Origin of the sequence: Commensalibacter papalotli (ex Servin-Garciduenas et al. 2014), assembly GCF_000527695.1 — a bacterium.
Taxonomy (GTDB): Bacteria; Pseudomonadota; Alphaproteobacteria; order Acetobacterales; family Acetobacteraceae; genus Commensalibacter; species Commensalibacter papalotli.
Genome location: NZ_ATSX01000002.1, coordinates 212,415 through 236,591 on the forward strand (window position 1 = coordinate 212,415; position 24,177 = coordinate 236,591).

Here is a 24,177-nt window from a genome sequence, read left to right on the forward strand (position 1 = left end):
TGACCTTTTAAAATGAAATTGGTCAAGAAAATATCTAATAAATAACGATGTTGTGAATATATGGTATACATCATACTATATAAAAAGAATTAGAATCCTTTATTAAGCGATTATACTTTTTGTGGAGTTTTTCAAACTAATGCACAGTTTGTCGAAGAGAGGTGATTGTGTAATATCCATTCAGTTAATGTGCTATAATCGATTTTACATCACGATATAGAAATAAATTCGCTGTATTTCTGTAACTCTAACAATAACGTAAATATCAATATTTACAGTATTCATAACCGTTCATTTAATAAAATATTGTCTTTTATTCAAAAATTATATTTCAATGGATTTTATTTAAATTTACTGAATCGAATCAATAGTGATATTTACACTATCACTTTGCCCTTGATCATCGGTAACAGATATATGATAGTTTCCAATCAGTTCAGGCTGCCAAAACAGAGCACTATTGGGTGGGGTTTCTCCAAGAAAATTGTTATTTGCAAACCAATATAAGCGCGAAATATTTCCATCTGCGTTGGCGGTTAAAGCAATAGAAGTTTGATCATGATCTTTCAATTTTGAACGTAACAGATAAGTTTGATAAGCATGAGGAGAGCGAATATGCGGTGGGTGTGTATTTTTAAATGTTTTTTTACAAGATTTATCAGAGGGTGGGGAACGATAAGATAAGCCTGCTCTTTTAAAAATAGATTGTATTTCTGATGGCCAAAACTCAAAGATTTCTGTATGAATTTGCTTTCCTTCAAAAGGAGGGCATGCCACTTTTCCAGTGTTTTTATCAATGATTACTGGTTGATGCAAAGTGCTGACTTTTATAGGAGATACGCCTGGAATAAACCATGTATATCCTGTTTGCGGGCACCAATGATTGGGTAAATCGCCACTGGCAAGGCAAATTTGCACTTTTTTAAGTGTTTGAGGTGCTTGCCAAGCTGTAAGGTCTTTTGAAGTAACTTTAGGCTGTAAAGCATCTATAATATTAAAAAATAAAGGGGCTGCTGTTTTAACACCTGTTGAATTGCTATTGCTGGAATTATCAAAATTACCGACCCAAACGATTAAAACATAATGACTGAATAGTCCAGCAGTCCATGCATCACGAAATCCAGAAGACGTACCTGTTTTCCAAGCAATTGGGAACGGAGAATGTATGGCTGAGGTCGTTTCATCAGGCCGTTTATTTTGTGATAAAATATCGATTACCATAAATCGGGCTTCATTAGTTAGTAATGATTTTCCATCTTTTATAGGATCGGTTAAAAGAAAACGTAATGGCTGTAATTTTCCTTGATTGGCCAATAAAGCATACAAGTTGGCTTCTTGTTGCATTGAAATTTCTTCTCCACCAAGAGCCAAGGATAACCCATAATATTGTTGGCTTTTAAGATGATGAATAGTTGCATTCGCAAGGAACTGATAAAAATTAGGGTTTGATAATTTTGATTCAACCCAAACAGCAGGGATATTTCGGCTTAGATTTAAGGCTTTAGTTGCGGTTAAAGGCCCTTCAAAATGTCTATCAAAATTTTCAGGTGCATATCCAGAAAAAGTCATGGGAATATCATATAAAATACTTTGCGGATGTAATATCCCTTGATCAAATCCAAGCCCATAAATAAAGGGTTTTAACGATGATCCTGGGGATCTTTTGATTGATGTTCCGTTAATTTGTCCAGATATGGTTTGGTTAAAATAATTTGCTGAGCCTATCATAGCTTTGATGCTCATGTCATTTGTATCAACTAATAATGCTGCCGCATTATGAATTCCTAATTGACCATTCGAACTCACATAATTAGTAATTTGTTGTTCAAGAATATGTTGCAGGCTTAAATCAAGCGTTGTCATTAGGTTAGATTTTGTGGGGTATTGATTAAGAGCTTGCTCAGAGAAATGTGGTGCTTCAAAAGGAAGCTTTGAAACGGGGCGTAACGGTAATGGCAATTTTATAAACGCAGCTACGTTGTTATCTGTTGGATAAGTTTTAATCCATTGATTGTATAAAAGTGATCTTGCCTTAAGAATATTTTTGTTGGTAATCAGACAAGTATCCTTATTTTTACAACGTAGTCTTAGATTAGGTTCTTGGGGGATAACAGCTAATAAAAGAGTTTCAGGAATATTTAACTCAGAAGCATTTTTATTAAAATAGATAAGGCTTGCTGTTTGTATACCTTCAACGTTCCCTCCATAAGGGGCGATATTTAAATAAGCTTCTAAAATCTCTTTTTTGGAATAAAGTAACTCAAGCTTGGTAGCATAATAGATTTGTTTTACTTTACCCCAAGGTGTTTTGGTATTGAGCTGATATAAAAGGCGTGCAAGTTGCATAGTAATGGTTGAGCCACCCTGTCTGTGCCCATGCAAAATATAGGTAACCAAAGCGCCTCTGGCTATGCCATAAGGGTTCGTGCCTAAATGATAATAAAACCACTGATCTTCGTGAAGCAGAACGGCATTAATTAAGGTTGGGGATATCTTGTTTAAAGGCACCCATAATCGATAACGATCATCTTTTGCCAAGGTTAATCGCAGCAGTTTTCCAGACTGATCATAAACCGTACGAGAAATAGGAAGGGAATCTTTTAGTGCAGGATGTGGATATAGCCGACAGCCGATAATGATAATAATAATCAAGCTGCCAGCACAAATCCAGTTTTGCCATTTTTTTAAAAAATGGATCATTTAGCCGAAGTAACAGCAAGATATCCACCTGAAAGGGATCTTGCCTGAATGGTTGGATTATACATTCCTTCACCATAAGCTGGCGGAATGATGTATTTTCCTGCATTGGTTGCTTTAATCCGATAGACATATTCCTGAATATTTTTAGTAACCGAAGTATAAATCATAACTTTATCTTCTTGTTTATTAATAAAATCAGGATAGAAACTATTATTTTCTGTGGTTGAATCAACAGCTTCTGTCTTGTCAGCAACAAGGTCAAATCCACCAGGTAATAAATCAGTAATAGCGATATTATTGTGTGTTTTATTGTCTGTTGAACGGAATTTAACATGAACCAAGATTTCTTGACCCACTTTGACATCAGAGACTGGATTATTCTTTTGATCGGTATAATCTCTAATAATCTCCATTTTTTGTTGGAGTGCTGTTTTAGGAGGGTTTTGGTCAAAACCTCTTTGAATAACACTATACCAAGCTTTGATACTGGATTGATTGTTGAAGCTCAAAGAAGTAGTAGGTCCTTGCTGCCAGTTTAATATCTGTATGCCATTTTTAAGTTGACTGGTTTTCAAAATGGTTGATTGTTTTTGACTATCTGTTCCCATTGCTTGGATTAACAAGTTTTTCGTATCATCTTTAATATTTGCAGAATAAGCATCAAATGCCATTACGGTTAATGATGATGACAAAGTATTATAATAGCCTTGTTCAATCGTGCTTAAAATGTTGGTAAAAGCATTTTCAGACAAGTTTGGTAATAGACTTGGGAAATGCTGTGACACAAGATATAAAATGGTAGCATCTTGGGCTAAATCCCCACCATCATAACCTTCGTAATTCCAACCTATATTAGAAGCCTTAGGATCTCGTTGCAGTCTTTTTAAGGATTCCGCCATCATCTGTCCTGCAGCTTCATCTTGCTTCATAAGCTTCATAGAGGCGGCTAACCATGCAGCGGTGGAATCTTGTTTCCAAGATTCTTTGTATTTTGTATTTAGATCTTTCACAAGGCTAGAGATGGCACTGGTGGTAACATTGCCTTGTTTTGTAAGGATATAAATAGCAAACGCTTTATTACGCATATCAGTCAAATTGTCATTGCTGCCATTTACAGCATAATCTTTTAAATAAGCATAGGCTTTATTTAAAGCACTTTGAGAAACATTTTTTCCTTGATCTGCTGCATTTTGTAAGAAGAAAGTAACATAGCTGGTAACAAAGTTATCGGCATTGGGTGTGGATCTCCATAAGCCAAACGCACCTGCACTATTTTGCCTCTCTTGTAAAGTCGTAATAATTTGATCAAGTGATGCGTTAAGATTTTTGACTTGGTTCGGATCTGTCTGAGCAAAAATATTTTTTAACTCAGGTTTATTTTGAATAGTTAGCAAAGCAAAAGCACGGCTAACAATTTGTTCTGAGCATAAATGTTCATAGTCCATAAGATAAGTGCCTAGCCCTTGGATAATCACCATCGGTAGGTTGGAAAAAGAAGCATAATGCAAAGCGTTATTCGGATAAACACTACGTAAATCCGTAAAAGTTTTTGTTGCTCCAGCGTCAAGTTTATTCATATTTACTTGAGTGCGATAGGTTGAGGCTGGTCGTAATAAAACATGCGTTGTGTTACGAGTTATGGATTGATTGTAGTTCACCGAGAATATTAAATCCCCTGAACCAAGATTACGATTAAGCGCTTTGATACGGAATTGAACAACACTATCTTGTTTTTCACCCAAAGAGAGCGTTTGGATATTATTCCCTATGACTTGGAATTGAGAGGTTGTTTTTAGGCTAACACTTACGGGAACTTTTTGTCCATTGAGTTTGTCCAGATTATTGGCAACAAGAACGCTGACTTCACTTTCATCTCCTGGGGTAAGCGTTGTTGGTGCGTTGGGTTTTAAAACAAAATCATCTCTGACAATGCTTTCTTTGCTAGTTACACCAATTTGCTCATCTGAAACGGATAAAGCCATGACTTGTAATGTGCCATTAAAATAATCTGGCGCATCATAGGTAAAGTCTCTGCTGCCATTGATGTCAACAATTCCAGACCAAAAGACAACAGGTTTATCTTGTTTGCGTTTGAATGGATTAACACGTTGTGTAAACGGGGAATCTTCATCTCCGCCGGCGGCGGCAGCTACTTTTAATAATTGACTAAATTCAGGAAGAATTTGGTCGAGAATTTGCAAAGTTTGCACATCAAGCATTTTCTTACTGAAAAAATATCCTAAAGGATTAGGTAGTTTATATTTGGAAACTTGTAAAATCCCTTTATCTACCGCCCATAAGATTACACGTGTTGGGCGTTCAGAGGTTACTGTAAAAGTAATTTTACGGTCTTTGGTAATTTCAGGTGCTGTGATTGTCAAAGCGTTTTGATGTTGTTCAAGATTAATAGAAAAAGGGACAACCCCATAGCTTAGAGGACTCATAAAGATTTCATCAGAAGAGGGGTCACGAACGAACTGGACATTAATATATCCGTTTCCATCCAACTCTGGTGGAACAGTAATATGTTGAATGGAGCTGGTGGTATCTGTATGGAACCAAGTATGCGCATAGACTTTGTCTTTTTCAATGGTAATTAATCCACTGCCTATATAAGGAGCTCGAATAGCAACTTCGATTTCTTCACCTGGTTTATAAGTTTTTTTATTAAGGCTAATATTAAGCTCGGCATTTCTTTCTAAGGAGCGTGATAAATTACCTGCACCAATAATAGAGAAATTGATAGTATTGAGCTCGTTATTGTCTTTATCCAAAACAACCGCTTTATAGTCTCCAGCTTTATTTGTGTTAATTGAATAGTCACTACCATTTTTATCAATAGAAAAAGGCGTTTCACTTAAAATTGTTTCTCTGGGTTTTGATTCATATTTGTAAAGCCCAGAAGATTGTTTTACTAAAACTGAAACATAGCGTTTTTCAATTAATCTGATTTTAAGGTCAGGTAATGGTATTAATTTAACCTGTTGGTTAATCGCAATTAAATGTACAGCTTTGACAGCACTGTTGATCTTAATATTGCTGATATCGTCTGTTGAATGATATCCCACCATATAATTATTGGAGGAGACAATTGTTTGAGCTGTTGCCGCCACACTGCGCCCAGAATCAGGTTCATAGACTTGTCCTAGGAAAGATAGGCTATAGCTGGAGTTTGTATATTTTTTAAGATTTAGATCAAAGGTTGCTTTTCCTTGATCATTGGTTTTTTCTTCTTGTAATGTATCTTCAAAGCTTTCTTTTAGTCGATCAGCAATACTGAATTGATAATCTTTCCATTGCTCAAACTGAGGAACAAAAGGACTGACTTTGATACTAGCTTCAACACGTCTGTTTCCAGCTGGAGTTCCAAATAGGTTTTTGGCTTGAACAATAGCTTTTAATTGTTCAGGTTTAACCCATCCTTTAGGGTTATTTGCAGAAAATTCAGCTGAAACCCGCGTTTGCTCAGGAAGAAAATCTTTGACTTTGATCGTTGTTGATCCAATTTCTTGTGACCAATCTTTATCTTTGGGATCTATGGTTAATAAACTGATTTGCCATGTACCGTTGGGGTCATTTTCACCAATAGTGTTGGTGTATTCATTAAATCCATCTTGACCAACCGTCACTGCAGATTCATAACTTTTCCCAGTAGGATCCGTAATAATCATTTTTAATGGAAGATTTTTTATAGAATTTTGCCAATCAGCTGTTTTGATTACCATACCAATGTGGAAGTCTTCGCCAGTACGATAAATACCTCTATCCGAGAATAGATAAGCAGAAATCTCCTTTTTGTGGATGGTATTGATATCTCCACCGACATTAAAACGTGAAAAATCTAGACTTCTATTAGTTGTATTAATGGGTAAAAAGGATAGGTCATCATCTTTATTAACAATGTAAAGAGTAGGAAGTTTATCTTTTGTAAACCCTTGCAAATTAGGAAAATGAACAATGCCAGAATCGTCTGTTGTTTTTGTAATGAGTTTATCCCCGTTTAATCCCATCACAGAAACCTCTGCATTGGCCACTGGGCTGCCACTGTTGATGGATTGGATAAATACATCTTGGCTGCCATCAAGGGATTTCTTAACAATCATACCCAGATCAGTAATAACAATAAGACGACTATCGCTTAAAGAAGATTCTTCTTCATCAGAGTCATTATCATCTATATTTGATGGGGTATTACCGATAGCAAAGGTTCTTTGACTATTAATTCGATCACGTTGGCGTTTGGCTTGTTTTTCTTTTCTTTCTGCTTTTTGATCATATTCTGATAAGTGCAAGATAAAGACACCATGTAATCCTTTGTGCAAGTATGATGAAAGATCAAACCCATCATATCGAATGTCATGCGAGGGCTTGTTGCCAAAGCTGATTTTTTGTTGATAGCGATTAATAATATGGTCTTTTGTAAAAGGAGATTTAAAGTTTACTTTATTATAATTTTCATCACTATCTCGGAAGCTGACAAGATGTTGTATTTGGTTCGGACGTAATTGCCCGATAACCATTTTTACACCAGTTAAATTTTGTGAAGCAACAGAGACTTTATTGCTGCCATGCAGGGACAACAAAGCACCATCAGACATAAAATTTAAACGCTTTGGATAATCTGGCGTATTAAGGATTTTTATATGAGGGTTATTAAGAATATATCCGCCTGTTGATTGTATGCCGACATTAATTTTAACTAGAATTTGCTGATTAGGATCTGTTTTATATTTAAAACTTTGAATTGCTTGAGCGTTATTTTCAGCGGGAATTAAAGTTAGTTTAAGAGGTGTGAAATGACTAATGGTTTGAGGGGTTAGGGTTTTCGTATTCCATGGTTCATCACGATCGCTAAGAGCAGGTAAAATCCAAGCAGAAATATTCTTAGCCACTTGCTCATCATTGACGGGAGAGTTGAATTTCACTTCTAAAATTTGATCAGAGGTATTTTTCTCATCTGTTACAATATGCGTACTAAGATCATTAATAGTTAATGTGTATTTACTGGGAACATTAACAGAAGCAGTGATCTTATTGGTAAGATTACCATGACCTAGTTGAGAAGTTGTTCCTGGATCAATTGTTAATTCAAGTTTGCTGTTATCATTCGGGATTGGCAGATTTTCAGAAGCAATAGTCGCGGTCAGTTTTTGTTTATCATAAATAACGTTAAAAGGTATTTTTTGTTCAGTTTTTTCTATAATTTCTTTGTCTTTATCACCACTAAATAAAGAAGTGTTTTTCTTTTTAGTGTAGGTAACTAAGGATAAATGTATATTTTTCTCAAAACTAATCGGGTCAACAAGCATATTAAAGCTGAGTGTAAAGATTCCTTTTTTAATCATAGGATGCTGATCATCCTGTTGAAAAGCTTTATCATTTAATTTTGCATCAAAAGCAACTGTGGTAAACTTAACCGTAGGGTTTGTATTATTGATATCTTGTGCGCTGCGAATAATGACATTTGGATTAAACTCGTTTGGTTTAGTAAAATTGATGCTGTAAGTTTGCCCAGCGTTCCAATCTGTTTGAGGTTGAAAACTTAATGCATGGTCACTGGTCCATTGCCAAACGCCTTTGATTTCTGGAGTAATCGGAAAAAGATTAGGAAATTTCTTTCCCATTTTATTTAATGGAGCAGCCGATCCAGAGAAATTAATCCTTAATGGATAAATAGTTGGAGGTGTTTTTTTATAATCTGTAATAGAGGGTGCAATAGCGTATATTTTTACCAAATTGGGAATTGGTGGAATAGGACGATGTTGGTACCAATAGATTCCAGAATAACCAAGTGCAATCATTACAAGAAAAGAAGGAATCCCATATGCAAAAAGTTTTTTATTTTTGCGGCAAGGTGCCATCCATGTTGGGGCTGACCATGTAAAATTAACCTGACCTATGATAGGTCTGAGAATAAAAAGAATAGATTTCCATAAAAATCGGAGAATTTTAATTGGCAATAAGCATAGAAACTGTAAAAACTGCATAAAAAATTCATCCTTAATTTTGTGGTTTTAAATATATATATTAATATCTTTTATTCACTAAATTTAGGGTGTTTGCAATATGATATTACTGGCATAATATTTATAAATTATTCTATGTATTATTTTAATATAGATTTTAAATACAAAAATTTATTTCTGATAATTTTTTTATTTTTTTATTTTTAAATATTAGACAAATACTAATAATTTGTTGGTAAAGAGTTTAAATCGTTTAAGCCTTTGACACTTCAGAAGAATAGAAATAACATTACATTAAGTTTATAATATATTGCTTGCTATATGTTTAACTTTATATACTAAATTATTATTTGTAATTATCGTTTATAAATAAAGTGTTACGAAATCAAGTAACTGTTTTTATTTATTTTATAGTCCCTTTCTCACTGTAAAAAATTAAACCAAGTAATTATAAATCAGAAAGGAAATATAATGTCTAAAATAGCTCCTGGAGGACCTGGAATATCCCCTACTTGGACAAGTAGCGCAAAAGATATTATTGGAACGTCTTTATTAAAAAGTCGTGTTTGGTTTACTGTTGGATATGGTATACTTAACGAAATTTATTGGCCATCTTGTAGCAAACCTCAAATCCGAGATTTAGGCTTTATTGTTGCTGTTAATGGTGAGTGGTTCGAAGTAAAACGCTTGCATAATTATACATTAAGCACCCCTTCTGCAGAATTATTACTTCCTAAAATTACACATAAACATCAACTTTTTACCTTAGAGCTTGAAATTATTGTTGATCCCCTCAGAGATGTCTTATTAATTCAGTATAAGTTAGAAGGAAATGGTGCAAAACTTTACTCTTTATTATCCCCTCACTTAAGTGGAAATAGTGAAAGTAATATAGGATTTATTACATCCAAAGGAATGATTGCTGAAAAAGATGATTACGCCATTATGCTTGCAGCAGATAGTGGGTTTAATCGTTCCAGTGTTGGGTATGTAGGTAACTCTGATGGTTGGCAAGATTTTCATCAAAATGGTCAAATGACATGGGAATATGAACAAGCAGGCCCTGGAAATATTGCAATGATGGGCGAGCTTACTGAAAATAATGGGGTTTTAGCTCTTTCTTTTGCCAATACTAAAGAAGGCGCTCAAACGTTGGCTTATAGCTCGTTAGCGACGGGTTATCCTAATGTTCGAGAACAATATGTTATTTGTTGGACAGAATGGTTCAAGTTTTTTAACTTTCCCAAAAGTGATAAACTTCCTGACGTTTTATTAGATGCTATTAAAAGGTCTATGGCGGTTATAAAAAGTCATGCTGGAGGAACTTTTCCAGGCGCTTTGGTTGCAAGTTTAAGTATTCCTTGGGGGTATGCTCATAAAGATACAGGGGGATATCATCTAGTCTGGCCAAGAGATTTAGTCGAAGTTGGCTTTTCCATGTTAACTTGTGGAATGCTATTAGAGGCTAAGCAAATCCTTTCCTATTTAATTTCTATTCAATTGCCTGATGGCCATTGGATGCAAAATAATTTTACTGATGGTCGCCCTTATTGGCAAGGATTACAACTTGATGAGGTGGCCTTTCCTGTATTATTTGCGGTAAAATTGCAAGAGGAAAATCTAATTGATGGTATGGAGGCAGCCGTTGAGAATATGATTCAAAAAGCGATTGCTTTTATAGTTCATAATGGCCCTACTAGCCCTCAAGATCGTTGGGAAGAGAATTCAGGAATTAATGCTTTTACGTTATCTTTAATGATAGCAGCTTTGGTTACAGGTGCGCATTCTAAATTTCTTGATAAAAACGATGCGGAGTATGCGTTAAAGCTGGCAGATGACTGGAATAATCGTCTAGAAGAGTGGGTTTATGTAGAAAATACAGATTTAGATCAAGAGCATCAAATTGATGGTCACTATGTTCGCATTAATCCGAATAATTGTCCTGCAAAATATGGATATGTTGATCTTAAAAATAGAAATGGGCAATCTATTGAAACATATAAACTTCTTGGACTAGAATATCTTTATTTAGCTAGGCTAGGATTACGTCATCCTACGGATAAGCGTATTGTTGATACAACAAAGTTGATTGATAAAGCTTTATGCGTCAATTTACCCCATGGTCCTTATTATTATCGGTATAACGAAGACGGTTATGGCGAGCATGAAGATGGTAGTGCGTTTGATGGTAGTGGTATTGGGCGGTTATGGCCATTATTAAGTGGTGAACGAGGCCACCAAGCTGTTTTATGTAAAGAAGACGCAACAGATTATATCAAAGCTATTCTTGCCTCTGCCAGTAAAGGGGGAATGCTTCCAGAACAAATTTGGGATCAAGAAGATATTCGAAGATATGGATTATATAAAGGACGTCCTTCAGGCAGTGCTATGCCATTAATTTGGGCACATGCAGAATTTATTAAACTTATTTATATCCATATATCTCAAAAACCTATAGAGCAGTTTGCTTGCGTTACAGATCGCTATTTAAAAAACAATCAAAAATCTGATGCTATTTATTGGTATGATACGATTGCTTGTGGCTCTGTTTCTTCAAAATATAAATTGTGGATACAGGCTAGCAGCCCTTTTAATTTACATTATGGATTTGATGGATGGAATGATATCCAAGATCAGTCAAGTCAGCCTTTAGGGTTTGGAATGTATGGTGTTTGTTTAAATCTTAAAAATCTTGCTGGGAAAAGAATTAATTTTACACGTCATTTTGAAAATAATGGGTGGGAAGGAAGAAATTGGGAAGTCCCCGTAACCTAAAGTTTTACTTTATCCCTTATGTAATATTTCATTATATAGGGAGATGTAACTTTGAGCGGTGGTATTCCAGCTAAAATCTTTGGTCATGGCGCTTTTTTGTAATTGGCGCCATTTCCTTTGGGTTTTCCATAAGATCAAAGAGCGATGAATTGCGTTACCAAGATCGTGGATGGTGCTTTCATTGAAGACAAAACCTGTGGCTTGATTAGTAGCCATCGCTTCTAAAGAACAATCAGTTACAGTGTCTGCTAATCCTCCTGTTCGTCTGACTAACGGTAACGTCCCATATTTTTGTGCATAGAGTTGGGTTAATCCACAAGGTTCAAAACGACTGGGAACCATTAAAATATCAGCTCCGGCAATAAAACGGTGAGATTCTGGTTCTGTATACCCAATGATTGCTCTCATATTATTGGGATATTTATAAGCAAGTTGACTGAAAGCATGCTCTAGATGAGGATCTCCTTGCCCTAAGATAACGAATTGTAGGCCAGCATCCATCATTTTAGGTAGGATTTCCAAGACCATATCCAGACCTTTTTGATAACTCATTCTGCTGACGATGGTAAAGAGTGGAGACCCTTGTAGTAATGGGAGCCCAAGTTCTTGTTGAAGAGCTTGTTTGTTTTTGATTTTATCTCTTAAGTTACGTACGGAATAAGGTTGTGTTATTAAAGGATCTTTGTCAGGTGCCCATATATTTTCGTCAACCTGATTTAAAATACCGCTAAAACGATGCTCATGATATCGTTGTTGTAATAAACCGTCAAATCCATGAGAGTAACGAGGATTAAGTATCTCTTGAGCATAGGTAGGGCTTACGGTGGTAGAATGATTAGCATAATATAAGGCGGCTTTTAAAAATGAAATTTGCCCATAAAACTCTAAACCATCAATATTATAAAAGCTGTCTGGTAGCCATAGCTCACGCAAGTGATGAGGAGAAAACATGCCAGGAAAGGCGATATTATGGATGGTAAAAACACATTTAGCAGGATAGTTATTCGCAGCGAGATAAGCACAAGATAATCCCGCGTGCCAATCATGAGCATGAACAATATCTGGTTTCCAAAAAGAATCACAACCTTTGGCCAGCTCACAAGCAACAAAACCTAATAAAGCAAAACGAATATGATTATCATTATATGCAATTTTATTTTGATCGTGATAAGGGCTGCCTGGTCGATCGTATAAATTAGGGGCATCAATGATATATAAAGGGATTGTATCATAGACAGCGTAATATAAAGTTATATTTCCAGCGAAACTATGAAGATCTGTTACTTTTTGTTTGCTTGGAACATGGTTAATAATATTTGGGAACCCAGGTAGTAAAATCCGTGCATCAACAGTTAAACGGCGTTGTGCCGCAGGTAAAGCAGCCATGACGTCGGCTAGGCCACCTGTTTTTAATAACGGAAAAAATTCAGAACAAACATGTAATATATTCATCAAGAACACTTTATATATAATATATTAATAAATATATTCTAAACCATGATTAATCATTACATTAAATTAATAATATAATATAGATTTAAAATATATTTTTAAGCTTAATATAAAACGTACAAAAAGGTGGTAGTGATATTGATAAAGACCATTCAAAATTGTGTGACTTTATAGGTTCACTGATTATTTTACGTTTATCAAATGTATTTTTTCCATAATACATCGCATGATCTGTATTTAAAATAATTTCATAAACCCCATGATGGGGGACTCCAACTCGGTAGTTTTCACAGATGGTAGGAGTAAAGTGGCTAATAATCAAAATAAAATTATCATTTTGATCTTTTCTAATAAATGCAAAAACAGAGTTGTCACTGTCATCAGTAATGATCCATTCAAAACTTTTTATATTATGATCATATTCATATAAGGGGGGCGTGTTTTTATAAAGATGATTAAGGTCCTTGATTAAAGATTGCACACCTTTATGTAAATTGTGTGTCGGGTTATCTAATAGATGCCAGTCTAATTGAGTATTATGATTCCATTCATTATATTGTGCAAATTCACAACCCATAAAGAGTAGTTTTTTCCCTGGATATGCCCACATAAAGGCGTAATAAGCACGAAGATTTGCAAATTTTTCGTCACCTAAACCAGACATTTTTTCTACTAAAGATTTCTTTCCATGCACGACTTCATCATGAGATAAAGGCAGGATAAAATTTTCACTCCAAGCATATAAAATGCCAAAAGTCATTTTATTATGATTGAATTTACGGTAAATGGGATCCTGTTGCATATAATCCAGTGTGTCATGCATCCAGCCCATATTCCATTTATAATTAAAACCCAGACCATCTTGTTCAGGAGGGAGGGTTACGCCATAAAAATTAGTAGATTCTTCTGCAATCATAGCAATTTCAGGCGTATGTTTGTGCAGTAAGTTATTTGTATAACGTAGGAAGTCGACAGCTTCAAGATTAATATTGCCACCAAATTTATTGGCAATCCATTCTCCATCTTTGCGGCTATAGTCGCGATAAATCATTGAGGCAACCGCATCAACTCGAAGACCATCAAACCCAAATCTTTCTATCCAATATAGGGCATTACTGGATAAAAAATTACAGATAAAGGGGCTGTTGTAATTGTAAATAAGTGTATTCCAGTCAGGATGATATCCCTCTTTGGGATCAGGATATTCGTAAAGATTAGTACCATCAAAGAATTCTAAACCATATGGGTCTTTGGGAAAATGCCCAGAAACCCAATCAAGAATAATATTAATATTATTTCTATGTGCTGTTTCAATAAAGTAAATAAGGTCTTCTGGAGGTCCAAAGCGACAAGTGGGGGCATAAATATTAACAGGTTGATATCCCCAAGACCCATCAAAAGGATGTTCTTGTATAGGGAGAATTTCAATATGCGTAAAACCCATTTCTTTGACATAAGGAATGAGTTGCTCAGCAAGCTCCCTATAAGTTAACCATTTATTTGTTTTTGCATTAAGTTTCCATGATCCTAAATGCACTTCATAAATAGAAATAGGTTGATTTAATTGATTGGCTTGATTTTGTTCTGGTTGACGTCGTTTTACAGGGGGAGGGTTATGGATAATGGAAGCTGTTTCAGGGCGTAATTGATTAAAAAAGGAATAAGGGTCAGATTTAAAAAGGATTTCGTTTGCTTGCGTTAAAATTTCGTATTTATAGAGTTGTCCTTGTACAAGATCAGGCATGAAAATTTCCCAAAAACCACTTTCTGGGCGCAATCTCATTGGATGCCTGCGTCCATCCCAAGCATTGAAATCTCCGATAACAGAAACACGCTGGGCATTAGGAGCCCATACAATAAAACTGACCCCTGAAATACCATCAATTGTTGTTTTATGAGCACCAAGTTTTTCATAGGAATAGATATCCTTGCCACTGTTAAGTAACCAGGTATCATATTCTGTCAAGATTTTACCAAAACGATAAGGGTCTTCTATAATTTGTTCACTATTTTCCCAATTGATTTTAACTAAATATGGGAAATAGATATCTTGTTTAATTTTACCTTCAAAGAAACCTTCATGATGTGTTTGTTTTAATGGCAAGATTTCTTTGTGAGTTGCTTTTTCAAGAATGCTAACTTGTTTTGCGCCAGGTAAAAAAACACGAAACTCCAAATAACCTTTTATAAAATGAGGCCCTAAAAGAGAAAAAGGGTCATTACATTTTCCTTCTAATAATTGAGTTCGTGTTTTTTCGGTTTTTTTTTCTGTCATGTATATAATTTTATCTATTGGTAAAAAATAGGTTTAATTTATTCTGACATAGATTTAAGTTTTTGAAACCTAATCTTTTCGTAATAAAAACACAAACAAGTGAAGGTGATGTTATAAAATTATTTAATAGAGCTGTGGTAATATTTACGAAGCTCTTCTTTCCATCCATTTTTGATACCAACATTTTTTTCATCGGTCACATCATCGATAAGCCAATGATTTTGGCGCTTGATTAAATTAAAGTAAGTTTGTTGTTGACCAGGATGCTCGTTAGAAAAAAGTTCATCTTTTTGGAAATTATCGCTGCCATTTAGAATAAAATCAAAAGAAACCTTTACTCGTGCTGTATTTTGGGTTTGCTGTAATGTTTCTATCTTCCTTACAATAATACCATCCATTGTATCTTGACAATTGCAGATAAAATCATAATCGATGATACTATTATCTCCTTGTGCGGACGTTAATTTTTCATCTTCCTTAATCACATTTAGGAAATCAGGTGAAAAAAAATGACTGTTTTGTAGATCAGCTGGATCAATATTACTTATTCCATTATCTGATTGAGGTTGATAAGAAGAATAAATATCTTGAATAGTTTTAATAGGGCTCTCTTGTGCATAAGCTTTACTTTGCAATAGAAAAATTGTTCCTATAAAAATAATAGCACACCAATATATTCGAGTTCGTTGCACTTGATTAATCAGCATTTTAAACAATATCCAAGATGATACTACATTATAAAAAGGAAGAGAATAGTTAATAAAATTATACCTTAATCTTTTACAATACTGAATTTATATTTTTAATCAATTAACTATAACATTATTTAAACAATATATATTATTCAATAAATAGGAGTGTTACTAGAGGAAATATCTTGGTATTTAATATCATTAAAAGCGTTAAGAGAATATTAAGAGAAAAGCAGAGATACAAAAAGGTTCATTCTTTTTCTCTGCTTGGATAGTGATTTTATCTGGAGAGGTTGCGCAATAAGTCAGCTAAAATTGCACTTATCCCTCTGAATGTACCTAGGATATTCATTTGATGAGTGCGATATAACAAAATATGAGCTAAATGTGCTAATATGCCTTTGACTTGTCCTGTCGAACCAAAAGAGCCAAAAGAGCCATAACGACCTACACTGATTAAAGATCCGTAATCTTTATACATAAAACGTGGAATATTAGTTTCTTTATGAATAATTTTTATAAAATTTTTGCTTAGATAAATAGCTTGTTGGCGTGCAACTTGTGCTGTTGGTGCCAAAGGCTTATCTTGCATAAAAGAACAATCCCCAATTACAAAAATATCAGGATGATTTAAAAGCTGAAATTGTGAATTGACAATAAGTTGTAAATTCTTAGAGCGCTCTCCATTGGAAATATCGCCAGAAATTTCAGTAGCTTTGATACCCGTCGTCCAAACTACCTGATTTGCAGGTAACGTTTCTCCTGAACTTAAAACAACATGATCTTTAGTAACCTCGGTTACTCTGGTTGATAATAAAGTTTTTACCCCAATTTGATCCATTGTTTTTTGCACAGATCGACTGATTGGTTTTTTAAAACTAGGTAATACTCTGTCTCCTGATTGAATAACGGTTATATCTATATATTTTTCTAAATTATGATTCGTATATTGCGAGGATTGCTGTAAAACATGAACGACTTCACCTGCAAGCTCAATTCCAGTGGCTCCAGCACCAACAATAATTATATGATGTTTTTTTTGCAATAATGTTGATTGTATGGTGTATTTTTTGAGGTCATCGTAAAACTCAATCGCATATCCAACGTCATCAATTGTATAAGCAAACTCTTTTACGCCTTTAGTGTTAAAATCATTTGCCCTGCTGCCTAACGCGACAACAAGATAGTCATAATGAACAGTTCTTTGGGGTAAGATTTCATCGTCATGTTTATCAATATATGGGGCCAGTATAATTTCTTTTTTTTCTGTATTGACCTCTGACACTTCACCAGGTTGAAACGTAAAATTGTGACGTTTTGCTTGGATTAAAAATGGCATTCCTTGTTCTTGAGGAGATGCTGTTCCAGCAGCAAAAGTATGTAACATAGGCTTCCAAGTATGAAATTCATTTTTATCAATTAAAGAAAGTTCATATTGAGAATGATCGATTTGTTTATTAATTCTGACCAAGAATTCAATTCCTGCAATCCCACCGCCTAGGACAACGATTTGTTTTTTTCTCATTTTGTCGAATTCTCCAATTTTAATAAATGTAATTGTTTTTGTAATTCTGGATAATTGATTTTCCCTGTTGCAAATAAAGGGATTTCTTTAACAATTTTAACAGTTTTAGGAAGCATGATTTTTGCAATATCATGCTTCTTGCTATAGGATAACATTTGCTCAATTGTCGCATCTTGTTGCGTTGTAATCAACAATAATTGTTCTCCTTTTTTCTCATCCGTTAAATTTACTACAGCATTCGTTGCAGTTGGCCATATTTTTGTCGTCATGCTTTCCACAGCACTCATGGAAATCATTTCACCGCCAATTTTTGCAAAACGTTTTACACGACCAGAAATCGTAATAAAGTTATCACTATCAATTGAAACAATATCCCCTGTATCATACCATTCATTTTCAATAGGTTGTATAACGCCAGGGTTTGTATTTAACATATAACCCATCATGATATTATGGCCTTTTATTGACAGTTTTCCTCCTATACTAATTCCTGGAACAGGAGTGATTTTATGATCAATCCCAGGCAAGAAGTGCCCTACGGTTCCATTACGATGATTCATTGGCGTGTTTAAAGCAATGACAGGAGAGCTCTCTGTTGCACCATACCCTTCGAAAATACGGACACCAAATTTTTCAGCATATAATTTATGTGTTTCTTCTTTGACTTTTTCTCCACCGGTAATAATGTATCGCATGGCATAAAAATCATAAGTATGTGCATATTTAGCCCATGCATTTAAAAAAGTATCGGTACCAAAGCATATGGTTGCATCTGTATCATAAATCATAGAGGGGATAGTTTTATAATGTAAAGGGTTAGGGTAATGGAAAGTACGAACTCCATTGAATAAAGGTAGTAATGTAGCTCCAGTTAATCCAAGAGAGTGGAAAAAAGGCATGGCGTTAAAGACATGATCTGCACAGCTAAAGTCAATTACTGAGGCTACTTGTTGGCAGTTGGTTAAAATATTGTGATGGCTTAATACAACAGCTTTTGGGTGGCCTTCCGAGCCAGAGGTCGACAAAATAACTGCGGGTGACTGATAAGAAGCCTTCATTCCGGGAAGGTTTTCTGGACGTAATAAATCTAATTTTGCTTTGGCTTTATCTGATAAGGTAAGATTTTTGATAATATCTTCTATGTAAATAATTTTAACTTTTTGTAAAAGTTTTGCTTCTAACTCTTGTAACCCTCCTTTGTCGATAAATAGATGGCTTGAAATAATGGTCTTGATTTGTGCAGTTTGAAATATATTCAAAATATTTTCTGCGCCAGTCGAGATGTTGATTGGGTGTGGCACGCGACCAAAAGCAGAAAGAGCCATAAATGAGACAATAGCACCACAAGAGTTAGGAAGTAATAAGCCAATACACTCACTTAAAGTAGTTTCTTTTTCTAATTTTCGACCGAATAAAATCGCCCCTATACATAAACGATCATAAGTAAAAGGTTCACGTTTGATATCTTCAATAATTTCTCTTTTTTTGCCATAGAGATCCTTTGCATCAATCAGTGCCTTAAAAAGTGTTTTTTCAGTGTTTTTTGCAGCAAAGGAAGTGTTAATCATAATTTGTTCTAGAATATTACCAATATAATTTCTGTTCTCTTGATGAGAAAGATTGTGGTTAAGGTGGTCGTTTAAGTCAACTGGTGGTCTAATGGTTATGGATACTCGAGGGAATAATCGGAGTGGTAACTTGCCTTTCATGCGTCCCAAAATACTGAATTGTAATCCATTTATGTAAATAGGCAATATCTTTGCGTTTGCGTTATAAGAAACGATGCCTGCACCTTCATATAATTTCATCAAATTTCCCGTTTTAGTCAGGCGCCCTTCGGGGAAAATAACTAGTTTTTGGTTTTTATCACGAACAGCTTGAACCATTTCTTTAATGGTATATGGGGATTGAATATCTACGGTAAATGTTTTTACAAATGCCAAGAAAGGACGAGCCCACCATTTTTGTGCTGTTTTAGTATAAATAGCAAAAGCAGGCTGTTCAGGAAGAAGACAAGATAACAAGCTGGCATCAGCAAAAGAGGTATGATTGCAAACAATGACAACCTTATCGCCTGCTTGATGAAAGTTTTCAATTCCTGTGACAGTTACTTTATGAAAAATTTTGAAATAGATTTTGAATATAAATTGAAGAATTTTGGAAGTAAAAAAACGCATGATATATACAGCCACAAATATATTAATGATTGAAAGAGATATGAATAGAGATGCAGAAGAAACTCCAAAAGAGCTTGCTTTTGCCCAGATAAAAGCGCCTATGACCATCATGATGGCATTAATAATGTTGTTACCAGCAATAATTCTAGCTTTACTGCTTTTAGGGGATTTTTCTTGTATAATGGCATAAAGTGGAACTGAGTAAATACCACAACAGATTGCCATCAAGGTTAAATCAACAAGAATACGTATTCCTGTAAATGAGGAGACGAAAAAGGATAAAGAAGACACTGTTTGAATAGATATGATTGCATAACCAAAATCGAAACAAAATAGAGAAATTCCAATCGCAGCGACAGGAACAAATCGTGCAGAAATATTTCCTCTAAGTAAACGAGAGCACAAGATAGACCCTCCAGCAACGCCTAAAGAGAAACAGCTGATAAACAAATTGGTTAAATAATGACCATTATGGTGAATAATTTGTGCAGAGAGATCAAAGATACCAGCGCCAACCATAGATCCGATTGTCCAAAACCAAGATATACCCAAGATACATAACCAGATACTACGATTTTTATTAGATAACAGAATTGTTCTGTAAGTTTCTTGAATAATATTAATATTTAATATGAGGTTTTGATCTGCTGGTGCAACTTTATTGATTTTTAAAACTGAAATTAAACTTAGGATAGATAAGATAAAAGCAGACCCACAAACCCAATATAAACCACCAGGCAATAAAATTACAGATCCACCAATTAACATCCCGATTAATACGGAAACAAAAGTAGAGGTTTCGATTAAGCTATTTCCAAAAAGGATTTTTTTCTTTTCGACAATTTCAGGGATAATACTGTACTTTAATGGGCAGTAAAAAGCTTCGGCTGTACCCAGTAAAAATATGCATCCCAATAAAAGAGGGATATGTTGATGGATAAATCCTGTAAAAGAAACTGGTATAAGGAGAATTTGTACAATTTTAACGGCGATCATTAAACGTTGTTTTGAGAATTTGTCTGCAATTTGTCCAGCGGTTGCAGAGAAACATGCATAAGGTAGAATAAATAATCCTCCAGCGATTGCTGCTATTCCTGTATTTTCATACCCCATAACAAATAGTGCCATAACGAGCATAGCATTTTTAATCATGTTTTCATTTAGTACACCGCAAGATTGTGCCAAACATAAAAACCATAAAGAGCGTTGGGATGAATTGGATGTTTTTGGCATAATAGGTTTGCCTTATTTGTTATATGTTTTATTTTAATGTTCTGATTGATATTCTGCTTGATCACGTAATGTTTTGGATAAAGAGATTGATGATTGAATTAAGAACAAGCTTGATAGGCCCAGACAAGCTCTGAGCCAATCATTTATTGGCATATAAAAAACGGCAAAAGCGATCGCAATGATGGAGATAGTAAAGTTAACCCATGTAAATATAATCCAGCTGTTTGTTGTTGTAGTGTTTGATTGTTTTATCATTTTCGATTCCTTTTCTGTTAATTGAACAATGTTCATTAAATACATTTGGAGGATAAAATCAAGAACTTTTTGAACGTTGTTCAATAAAATTTACTTCTTTTGTTTTTGACTTATAAAGTGCATAACTAAATAATAATCAGTAAACACAGAGGAATTAATGGGACGTAAAGGTAGAGATCCAGAAGAGCTACGTCAAAAAATCATTGATGTTGCTCAGAATATTATCGCAACAGAAGGGCTGAGAAAATGTACGGTACGTGCCATTACTAAAAAAGCGGGTTGTGCACTTGGTGCATTGGGCTATTTATTTACTGGCTTGGATGACGTGGTTCTGGCGGTAAACACGCGAACGCTAAGAGAAATGGGTGAGTATATGTTTGAACAAGCCCAAGCAGAACAAAGGGAAGAAGTGGTTGATCGTTTAACTGCTTTAGCTGTTGCTTATTTAACTTATGCTAGAGAATATTTTAATCAGTGGGAAGCTCTTTTTGCTTTTCGTTTTTCTCAAGGGGATTTACCTACTGAATATTTGGAGGTTCGTGGTAATTTATTATTAAAAATTACCACTTTATTTTCAAAAGATATGCAAGATAAAGAGAAAAATATTATGCTGGCCAGAACTATGTATGAAGCAGTTCATGGTATTGTTGTATTAGGATTAGATTCCAGATTAGGTGGGACTAATCAAGATGTGGAAAATCGTATTCGATTACTTGTTTTAACCATGATGAAATAATTAATGTTATTAGAAAATATTAAAAATAAGCGTGCATATATTACATTGTAATTAGTCATTTGCGAAAATAGATAGGTTTATCAAGAATTTTCTTAATAAACCTATTACATTAGTTATAATATTGAATATAATAATTTAATTAGAATTTACATTCTTTTTAAAGCTTTCAAGTGCGTCTTGAGCCGCCTTTAACTCAGTTTGTGCCTCATGTAGTTTTGCTTCTTTTTCTCTAATTTTCGTTGTTTTTCCATCTTGTTGGGCTTGTTTGAGCTCTTTAGTTCTTTCTGTTACTTTTACTTGTTTGTGATTAACTTTCAACTGATACCCTTTTTGCAGCTCTGTATCCTGGCATTTTGTTTTTATATAACTTAGCTTCTTTTCTAATTGCTCAACCTTATATTGCTTTTGCTGTTGTTTTTCGTAAGTGATTTTTTGTTCTATTTCAGTTACTTTTTCTTTACATGTTTCAAAATGATAATAGTCATCAGCAAAAGCAGGAACAGTCGCAATGAATATTGTCGAAAGGCAGCTTATCTTTATGATGGATTTCAGCATTTTTATCCTCCTGAATATTTAGTCCTAAATAGAAGTGAAAAAGAAAATATGGCAATATTTTATAAGTTTTCTATTATTTTTTTTACGGATTGTGCCAATATTAAGTGTTGATCTTTATCATAATGAATCCCGTCTATATCACTGACGGTAACGATAGAAGCAAGGTCTAAAAAGGCAGCATGATGCTTTTGAGCAACTTGCTTATAATAATGCCCCAGCATTTTAGATTTTTCTTCACCTCCAACAAAAATATCTCCTAAACTCCCTATGACTTCTTTGATAGGAGGGGGACACAATAAAACCAGTTTAGGGCAAGTTTGATTGGGTCCAATTTTGCAGGATTTAACCATTAAGATTAATTGATCAACAGAAAAAGCAATATCAGCAGGTGTTACTGAAAAACGTGTTTTTAAATCATTTGTCCCCAGCATTAAAACAAATATATTAATTGGGGAATGACTTTCTAAACAGGGTTGTAGATAGGTCAATCCATTTTTGTGGATACCTTCAATAGGATCATTATGAACAGTTGTTCGTGCAGGTAAACCTTCTTCGATAAGAAAATAATTATCTTTTAATTGTTCGCGTAGTATTCCTATCCATCGTTCATTTTGGTTAAAACGTTCACTTTTACCAAAACTAGACATAGGTTTTGTACCATAAGTATTGCTGTCTCCATAAAACAAAATAGTTTTTTTATTCATTTTGATCTCACTAACTTTTATGGTTTTACTAAAACTAGTAAAAAATAGAAAAATGGTCAAATAAAGGAATAAACATATTAAAGGTAAATTTCATTATTACACAAAAACGTGATATGATTGTTTCTAAGCTAAAATAGATAAAAGCTTACTTCTACTGATTTTTTATAAATTTAGATAATTTTTAAGTTTTTTAAGGTGCACTATGGAAAATTCAGAGCTTCCAAAATATGTTCAGTGGATTGGATGGATCGGAACGTTTACTGCTTGTTGTATGTATGTTTTTTATATTCCTCAAATCATAGATAATTTACACGGGCACGTTACACAACCCTGGCAACCTGCGGCGGCTGTTGCAAATTGCCTACTTTGGGTTATTTATGGAACCAAAGCAAAAATCTGGCCTGTTGTTGCATCAAATGCACCAGGAATTTTGTTTGGTTTAATTGCTTTTATAACGGCATTATAAAAAACAGAGATAATGTTACTATACAAATAGTATCTCTAATAAAATCAATATTGCTTAGGCAAAATCGCCAGGAAGTCCTTCAAGGTTTGTATGCTTATTTTTCATTTTTTCGAGTGAAATATTACATTCTTTCATCAACATTAAGGTGATAATATCGGTAAATAAAAATAAGGACTGTTCCAGTAAAGTAGACATGGGTTGAATAGAGTGAATTTCGGTATTTGTTCCAAAAATTTGTCCGGGCACTCTTACGCATAGATCAGCATATTGCCCATGTTTATTTTCTGGATGTGCTGTTAATAAAACAATTTTTGCCCCTGCATTTTTGGCCAGTTGAATAACATTAAGCTCAGCATTGGTAACGGCACAATGCACGATCAACAAGTCTCCTTTGCCAATGCAGGGTGTGGTCGTATCATAAACAACGTAACTGTCAAATCCCATATGTTTTAAACGCATCGCAAATCCACGCACCGATAATTGCATCCTGCCCATTCCGTAAAGTTGGATAGTTTTTGCTTGTTTGATTTCGCTGATAAGATTTTGAATTTGTTTTGGATCGACAGCAAGTAATGTTTCAAGATTTTCTTGAATAACTGTATTAACTAGATTTTTATAAATTGTCATTTGTTGCTCCATTCTTGTTATTATTTAAATGTTTCAATT

The 24,177-nt window shown here is 34.4% G+C and carries 14 protein-coding genes; 3 read left to right on the forward strand and 11 right to left on the reverse strand.

Annotated elements, in window-relative coordinates; translation table 11 throughout:
- Positions 1-351: 351 nt before the first annotated feature.
- On the reverse strand, positions 352-2,700 hold the full coding sequence (gene pbpC, locus COMX_RS08025) for a penicillin-binding protein 1C (RefSeq protein WP_034339713.1): 2,349 nt from the start codon (positions 2,698-2,700) through the stop codon (positions 352-354).
- On the reverse strand, positions 2,697-8,687 hold the full coding sequence (locus tag COMX_RS08030; protein ID WP_034339716.1) for an alpha-2-macroglobulin family protein: 5,991 nt from the start codon (positions 8,685-8,687) through the stop codon (positions 2,697-2,699). Before COMX_RS08030 ends, pbpC begins: the two co-directional genes overlap by 4 nt.
- 450 nt (positions 8,688-9,137) lie before the next feature.
- On the opposite strand from COMX_RS08030, the gene COMX_RS08035 reads away from it, so the two are divergent.
- Complete coding sequence (locus COMX_RS08035) at positions 9,138-11,441, forward strand: glycoside hydrolase family 15 protein (protein ID WP_200867628.1); 2,304 nt, start codon at positions 9,138-9,140, stop codon at positions 11,439-11,441.
- Positions 11,442-11,450: 9 nt separating this feature from the next.
- Here the strand turns inward: COMX_RS08035 and glgA are convergent, their stop codons facing one another.
- The 6 genes from glgA to COMX_RS08065 all read right to left on the reverse strand — a co-directional run bounded on the left by glgA (position 11,451) and on the right by COMX_RS08065 (position 21,050).
- Positions 11,451-12,893, reverse strand: coding sequence for a glycogen synthase GlgA (glgA, locus tag COMX_RS08040; protein ID WP_034339724.1), 1,443 nt, complete (start codon positions 12,891-12,893; stop codon positions 11,451-11,453).
- A gap of 85 nt (positions 12,894-12,978) precedes the next feature.
- On the reverse strand, positions 12,979-15,168 hold the full coding sequence (glgB, locus tag COMX_RS08045; RefSeq protein ID WP_034339727.1) for a 1,4-alpha-glucan branching protein GlgB: 2,190 nt from the start codon (positions 15,166-15,168) through the stop codon (positions 12,979-12,981).
- Positions 15,169-15,287: 119 nt separating this feature from the next.
- On the reverse strand, positions 15,288-15,875 hold the full coding sequence (locus COMX_RS08050; protein ID WP_034339729.1) for a DUF3828 domain-containing protein: 588 nt from the start codon (positions 15,873-15,875) through the stop codon (positions 15,288-15,290).
- 265 nt (positions 15,876-16,140) lie between these two features.
- The gene (locus COMX_RS08055; RefSeq protein ID WP_034339731.1) at positions 16,141-17,385 is read right to left on the reverse strand and encodes an NAD(P)/FAD-dependent oxidoreductase; all 1,245 of its coding nucleotides are present in this window, start codon (positions 17,383-17,385) and stop codon (positions 16,141-16,143) included.
- Positions 17,382-20,795 carry an MFS transporter gene (locus COMX_RS08060; RefSeq protein ID WP_034339733.1) on the reverse strand — a complete coding sequence of 1,138 codons (3,414 nt, stop codon included), beginning with the start codon at positions 20,793-20,795 and terminating at the stop codon, positions 17,382-17,384. Before COMX_RS08060 ends, COMX_RS08055 begins: the two co-directional genes overlap by 4 nt.
- Before the next feature lie 33 nt (positions 20,796-20,828).
- The gene (locus COMX_RS08065; RefSeq protein WP_034339736.1) at positions 20,829-21,050 is read right to left on the reverse strand and encodes a YiaA/YiaB family inner membrane protein; all 222 of its coding nucleotides are present in this window, start codon (positions 21,048-21,050) and stop codon (positions 20,829-20,831) included.
- Between the two features lie 157 nt (positions 21,051-21,207).
- Between COMX_RS08065 and COMX_RS08070 the strand changes: the two genes are divergently transcribed.
- Positions 21,208-21,786, forward strand: coding sequence for a TetR/AcrR family transcriptional regulator (locus COMX_RS08070; RefSeq protein ID WP_034339738.1), 579 nt, complete (start codon positions 21,208-21,210; stop codon positions 21,784-21,786).
- 135 nt (positions 21,787-21,921) lie between these two features.
- Here COMX_RS08070 and COMX_RS08075 read toward each other — a convergent pair whose 3' ends face one another.
- On the reverse strand, positions 21,922-22,341 hold the full coding sequence (locus COMX_RS08075; protein WP_034339741.1) for a DUF1090 domain-containing protein: 420 nt from the start codon (positions 22,339-22,341) through the stop codon (positions 21,922-21,924).
- 59 nt (positions 22,342-22,400) lie between these two features.
- A complete protein-coding gene (locus COMX_RS08080; RefSeq protein ID WP_034339742.1) occupies positions 22,401-23,045 on the reverse strand; it encodes an SGNH/GDSL hydrolase family protein in 645 nt (214 codons plus the stop codon).
- Positions 23,046-23,247: 202 nt separating this feature from the next.
- On the opposite strand from COMX_RS08080, the gene COMX_RS08085 reads away from it, so the two are divergent.
- On the forward strand, positions 23,248-23,511 hold the full coding sequence (locus COMX_RS08085) for a hypothetical protein (protein ID WP_034339743.1): 264 nt from the start codon (positions 23,248-23,250) through the stop codon (positions 23,509-23,511).
- A gap of 54 nt (positions 23,512-23,565) precedes the next feature.
- Here the strand turns inward: COMX_RS08085 and COMX_RS08090 are convergent, their stop codons facing one another.
- Entirely contained in the window at positions 23,566-24,138 is a 573-nt protein-coding gene (locus COMX_RS08090) for an SIS domain-containing protein (RefSeq protein WP_034339744.1), read from the reverse strand.
- Positions 24,139-24,177 lie beyond the last annotated feature (39 nt).

Bases quoted from the DNA above. Each gene is read 5' to 3' on its own strand.
- COMX_RS08090 (WP_034339744.1), bottom strand. From the start codon at position 24,138: ATGACAATTTATAAAAATCTAGTTAATACAGTTATTCAAGAAAATCTT.
- COMX_RS08055 (WP_034339731.1), bottom strand. From the start codon at position 17,385: ATGAGAAAAAAACAAATCGTTGTCCTAGGCGGTGGGATTGCAGGAATT.
- COMX_RS08060 (WP_034339733.1), bottom strand. From the start codon at position 20,795: ATGCCAAAAACATCCAATTCATCCCAACGCTCTTTATGGTTTTTATGT.
- glgA (WP_034339724.1), bottom strand. From the start codon at position 12,893: ATGAATATATTACATGTTTGTTCTGAATTTTTTCCGTTATTAAAAACA.
- COMX_RS08075 (WP_034339741.1), bottom strand. From the start codon at position 22,341: ATGCTGAAATCCATCATAAAGATAAGCTGCCTTTCGACAATATTCATT.
- glgB (WP_034339727.1), bottom strand. From the start codon at position 15,168: ATGACAGAAAAAAAAACCGAAAAAACACGAACTCAATTATTAGAAGGA.
- pbpC (WP_034339713.1), bottom strand. From the start codon at position 2,700: ATGATCCATTTTTTAAAAAAATGGCAAAACTGGATTTGTGCTGGCAGC.
- COMX_RS08070 (WP_034339738.1), top strand. From the start codon at position 21,208: ATGGGACGTAAAGGTAGAGATCCAGAAGAGCTACGTCAAAAAATCATT.
- COMX_RS08080 (WP_034339742.1), bottom strand. From the start codon at position 23,045: ATGAATAAAAAAACTATTTTGTTTTATGGAGACAGCAATACTTATGGT.
- COMX_RS08065 (WP_034339736.1), bottom strand. From the start codon at position 21,050: ATGATAAAACAATCAAACACTACAACAACAAACAGCTGGATTATATTT.
- COMX_RS08035 (WP_200867628.1), top strand. From the start codon at position 9,138: ATGTCTAAAATAGCTCCTGGAGGACCTGGAATATCCCCTACTTGGACA.
- COMX_RS08030 (WP_034339716.1), bottom strand. From the start codon at position 8,687: ATGCAGTTTTTACAGTTTCTATGCTTATTGCCAATTAAAATTCTCCGA.
- COMX_RS08050 (WP_034339729.1), bottom strand. From the start codon at position 15,875: ATGCTGATTAATCAAGTGCAACGAACTCGAATATATTGGTGTGCTATT.
- COMX_RS08085 (WP_034339743.1), top strand. From the start codon at position 23,248: ATGGAAAATTCAGAGCTTCCAAAATATGTTCAGTGGATTGGATGGATC.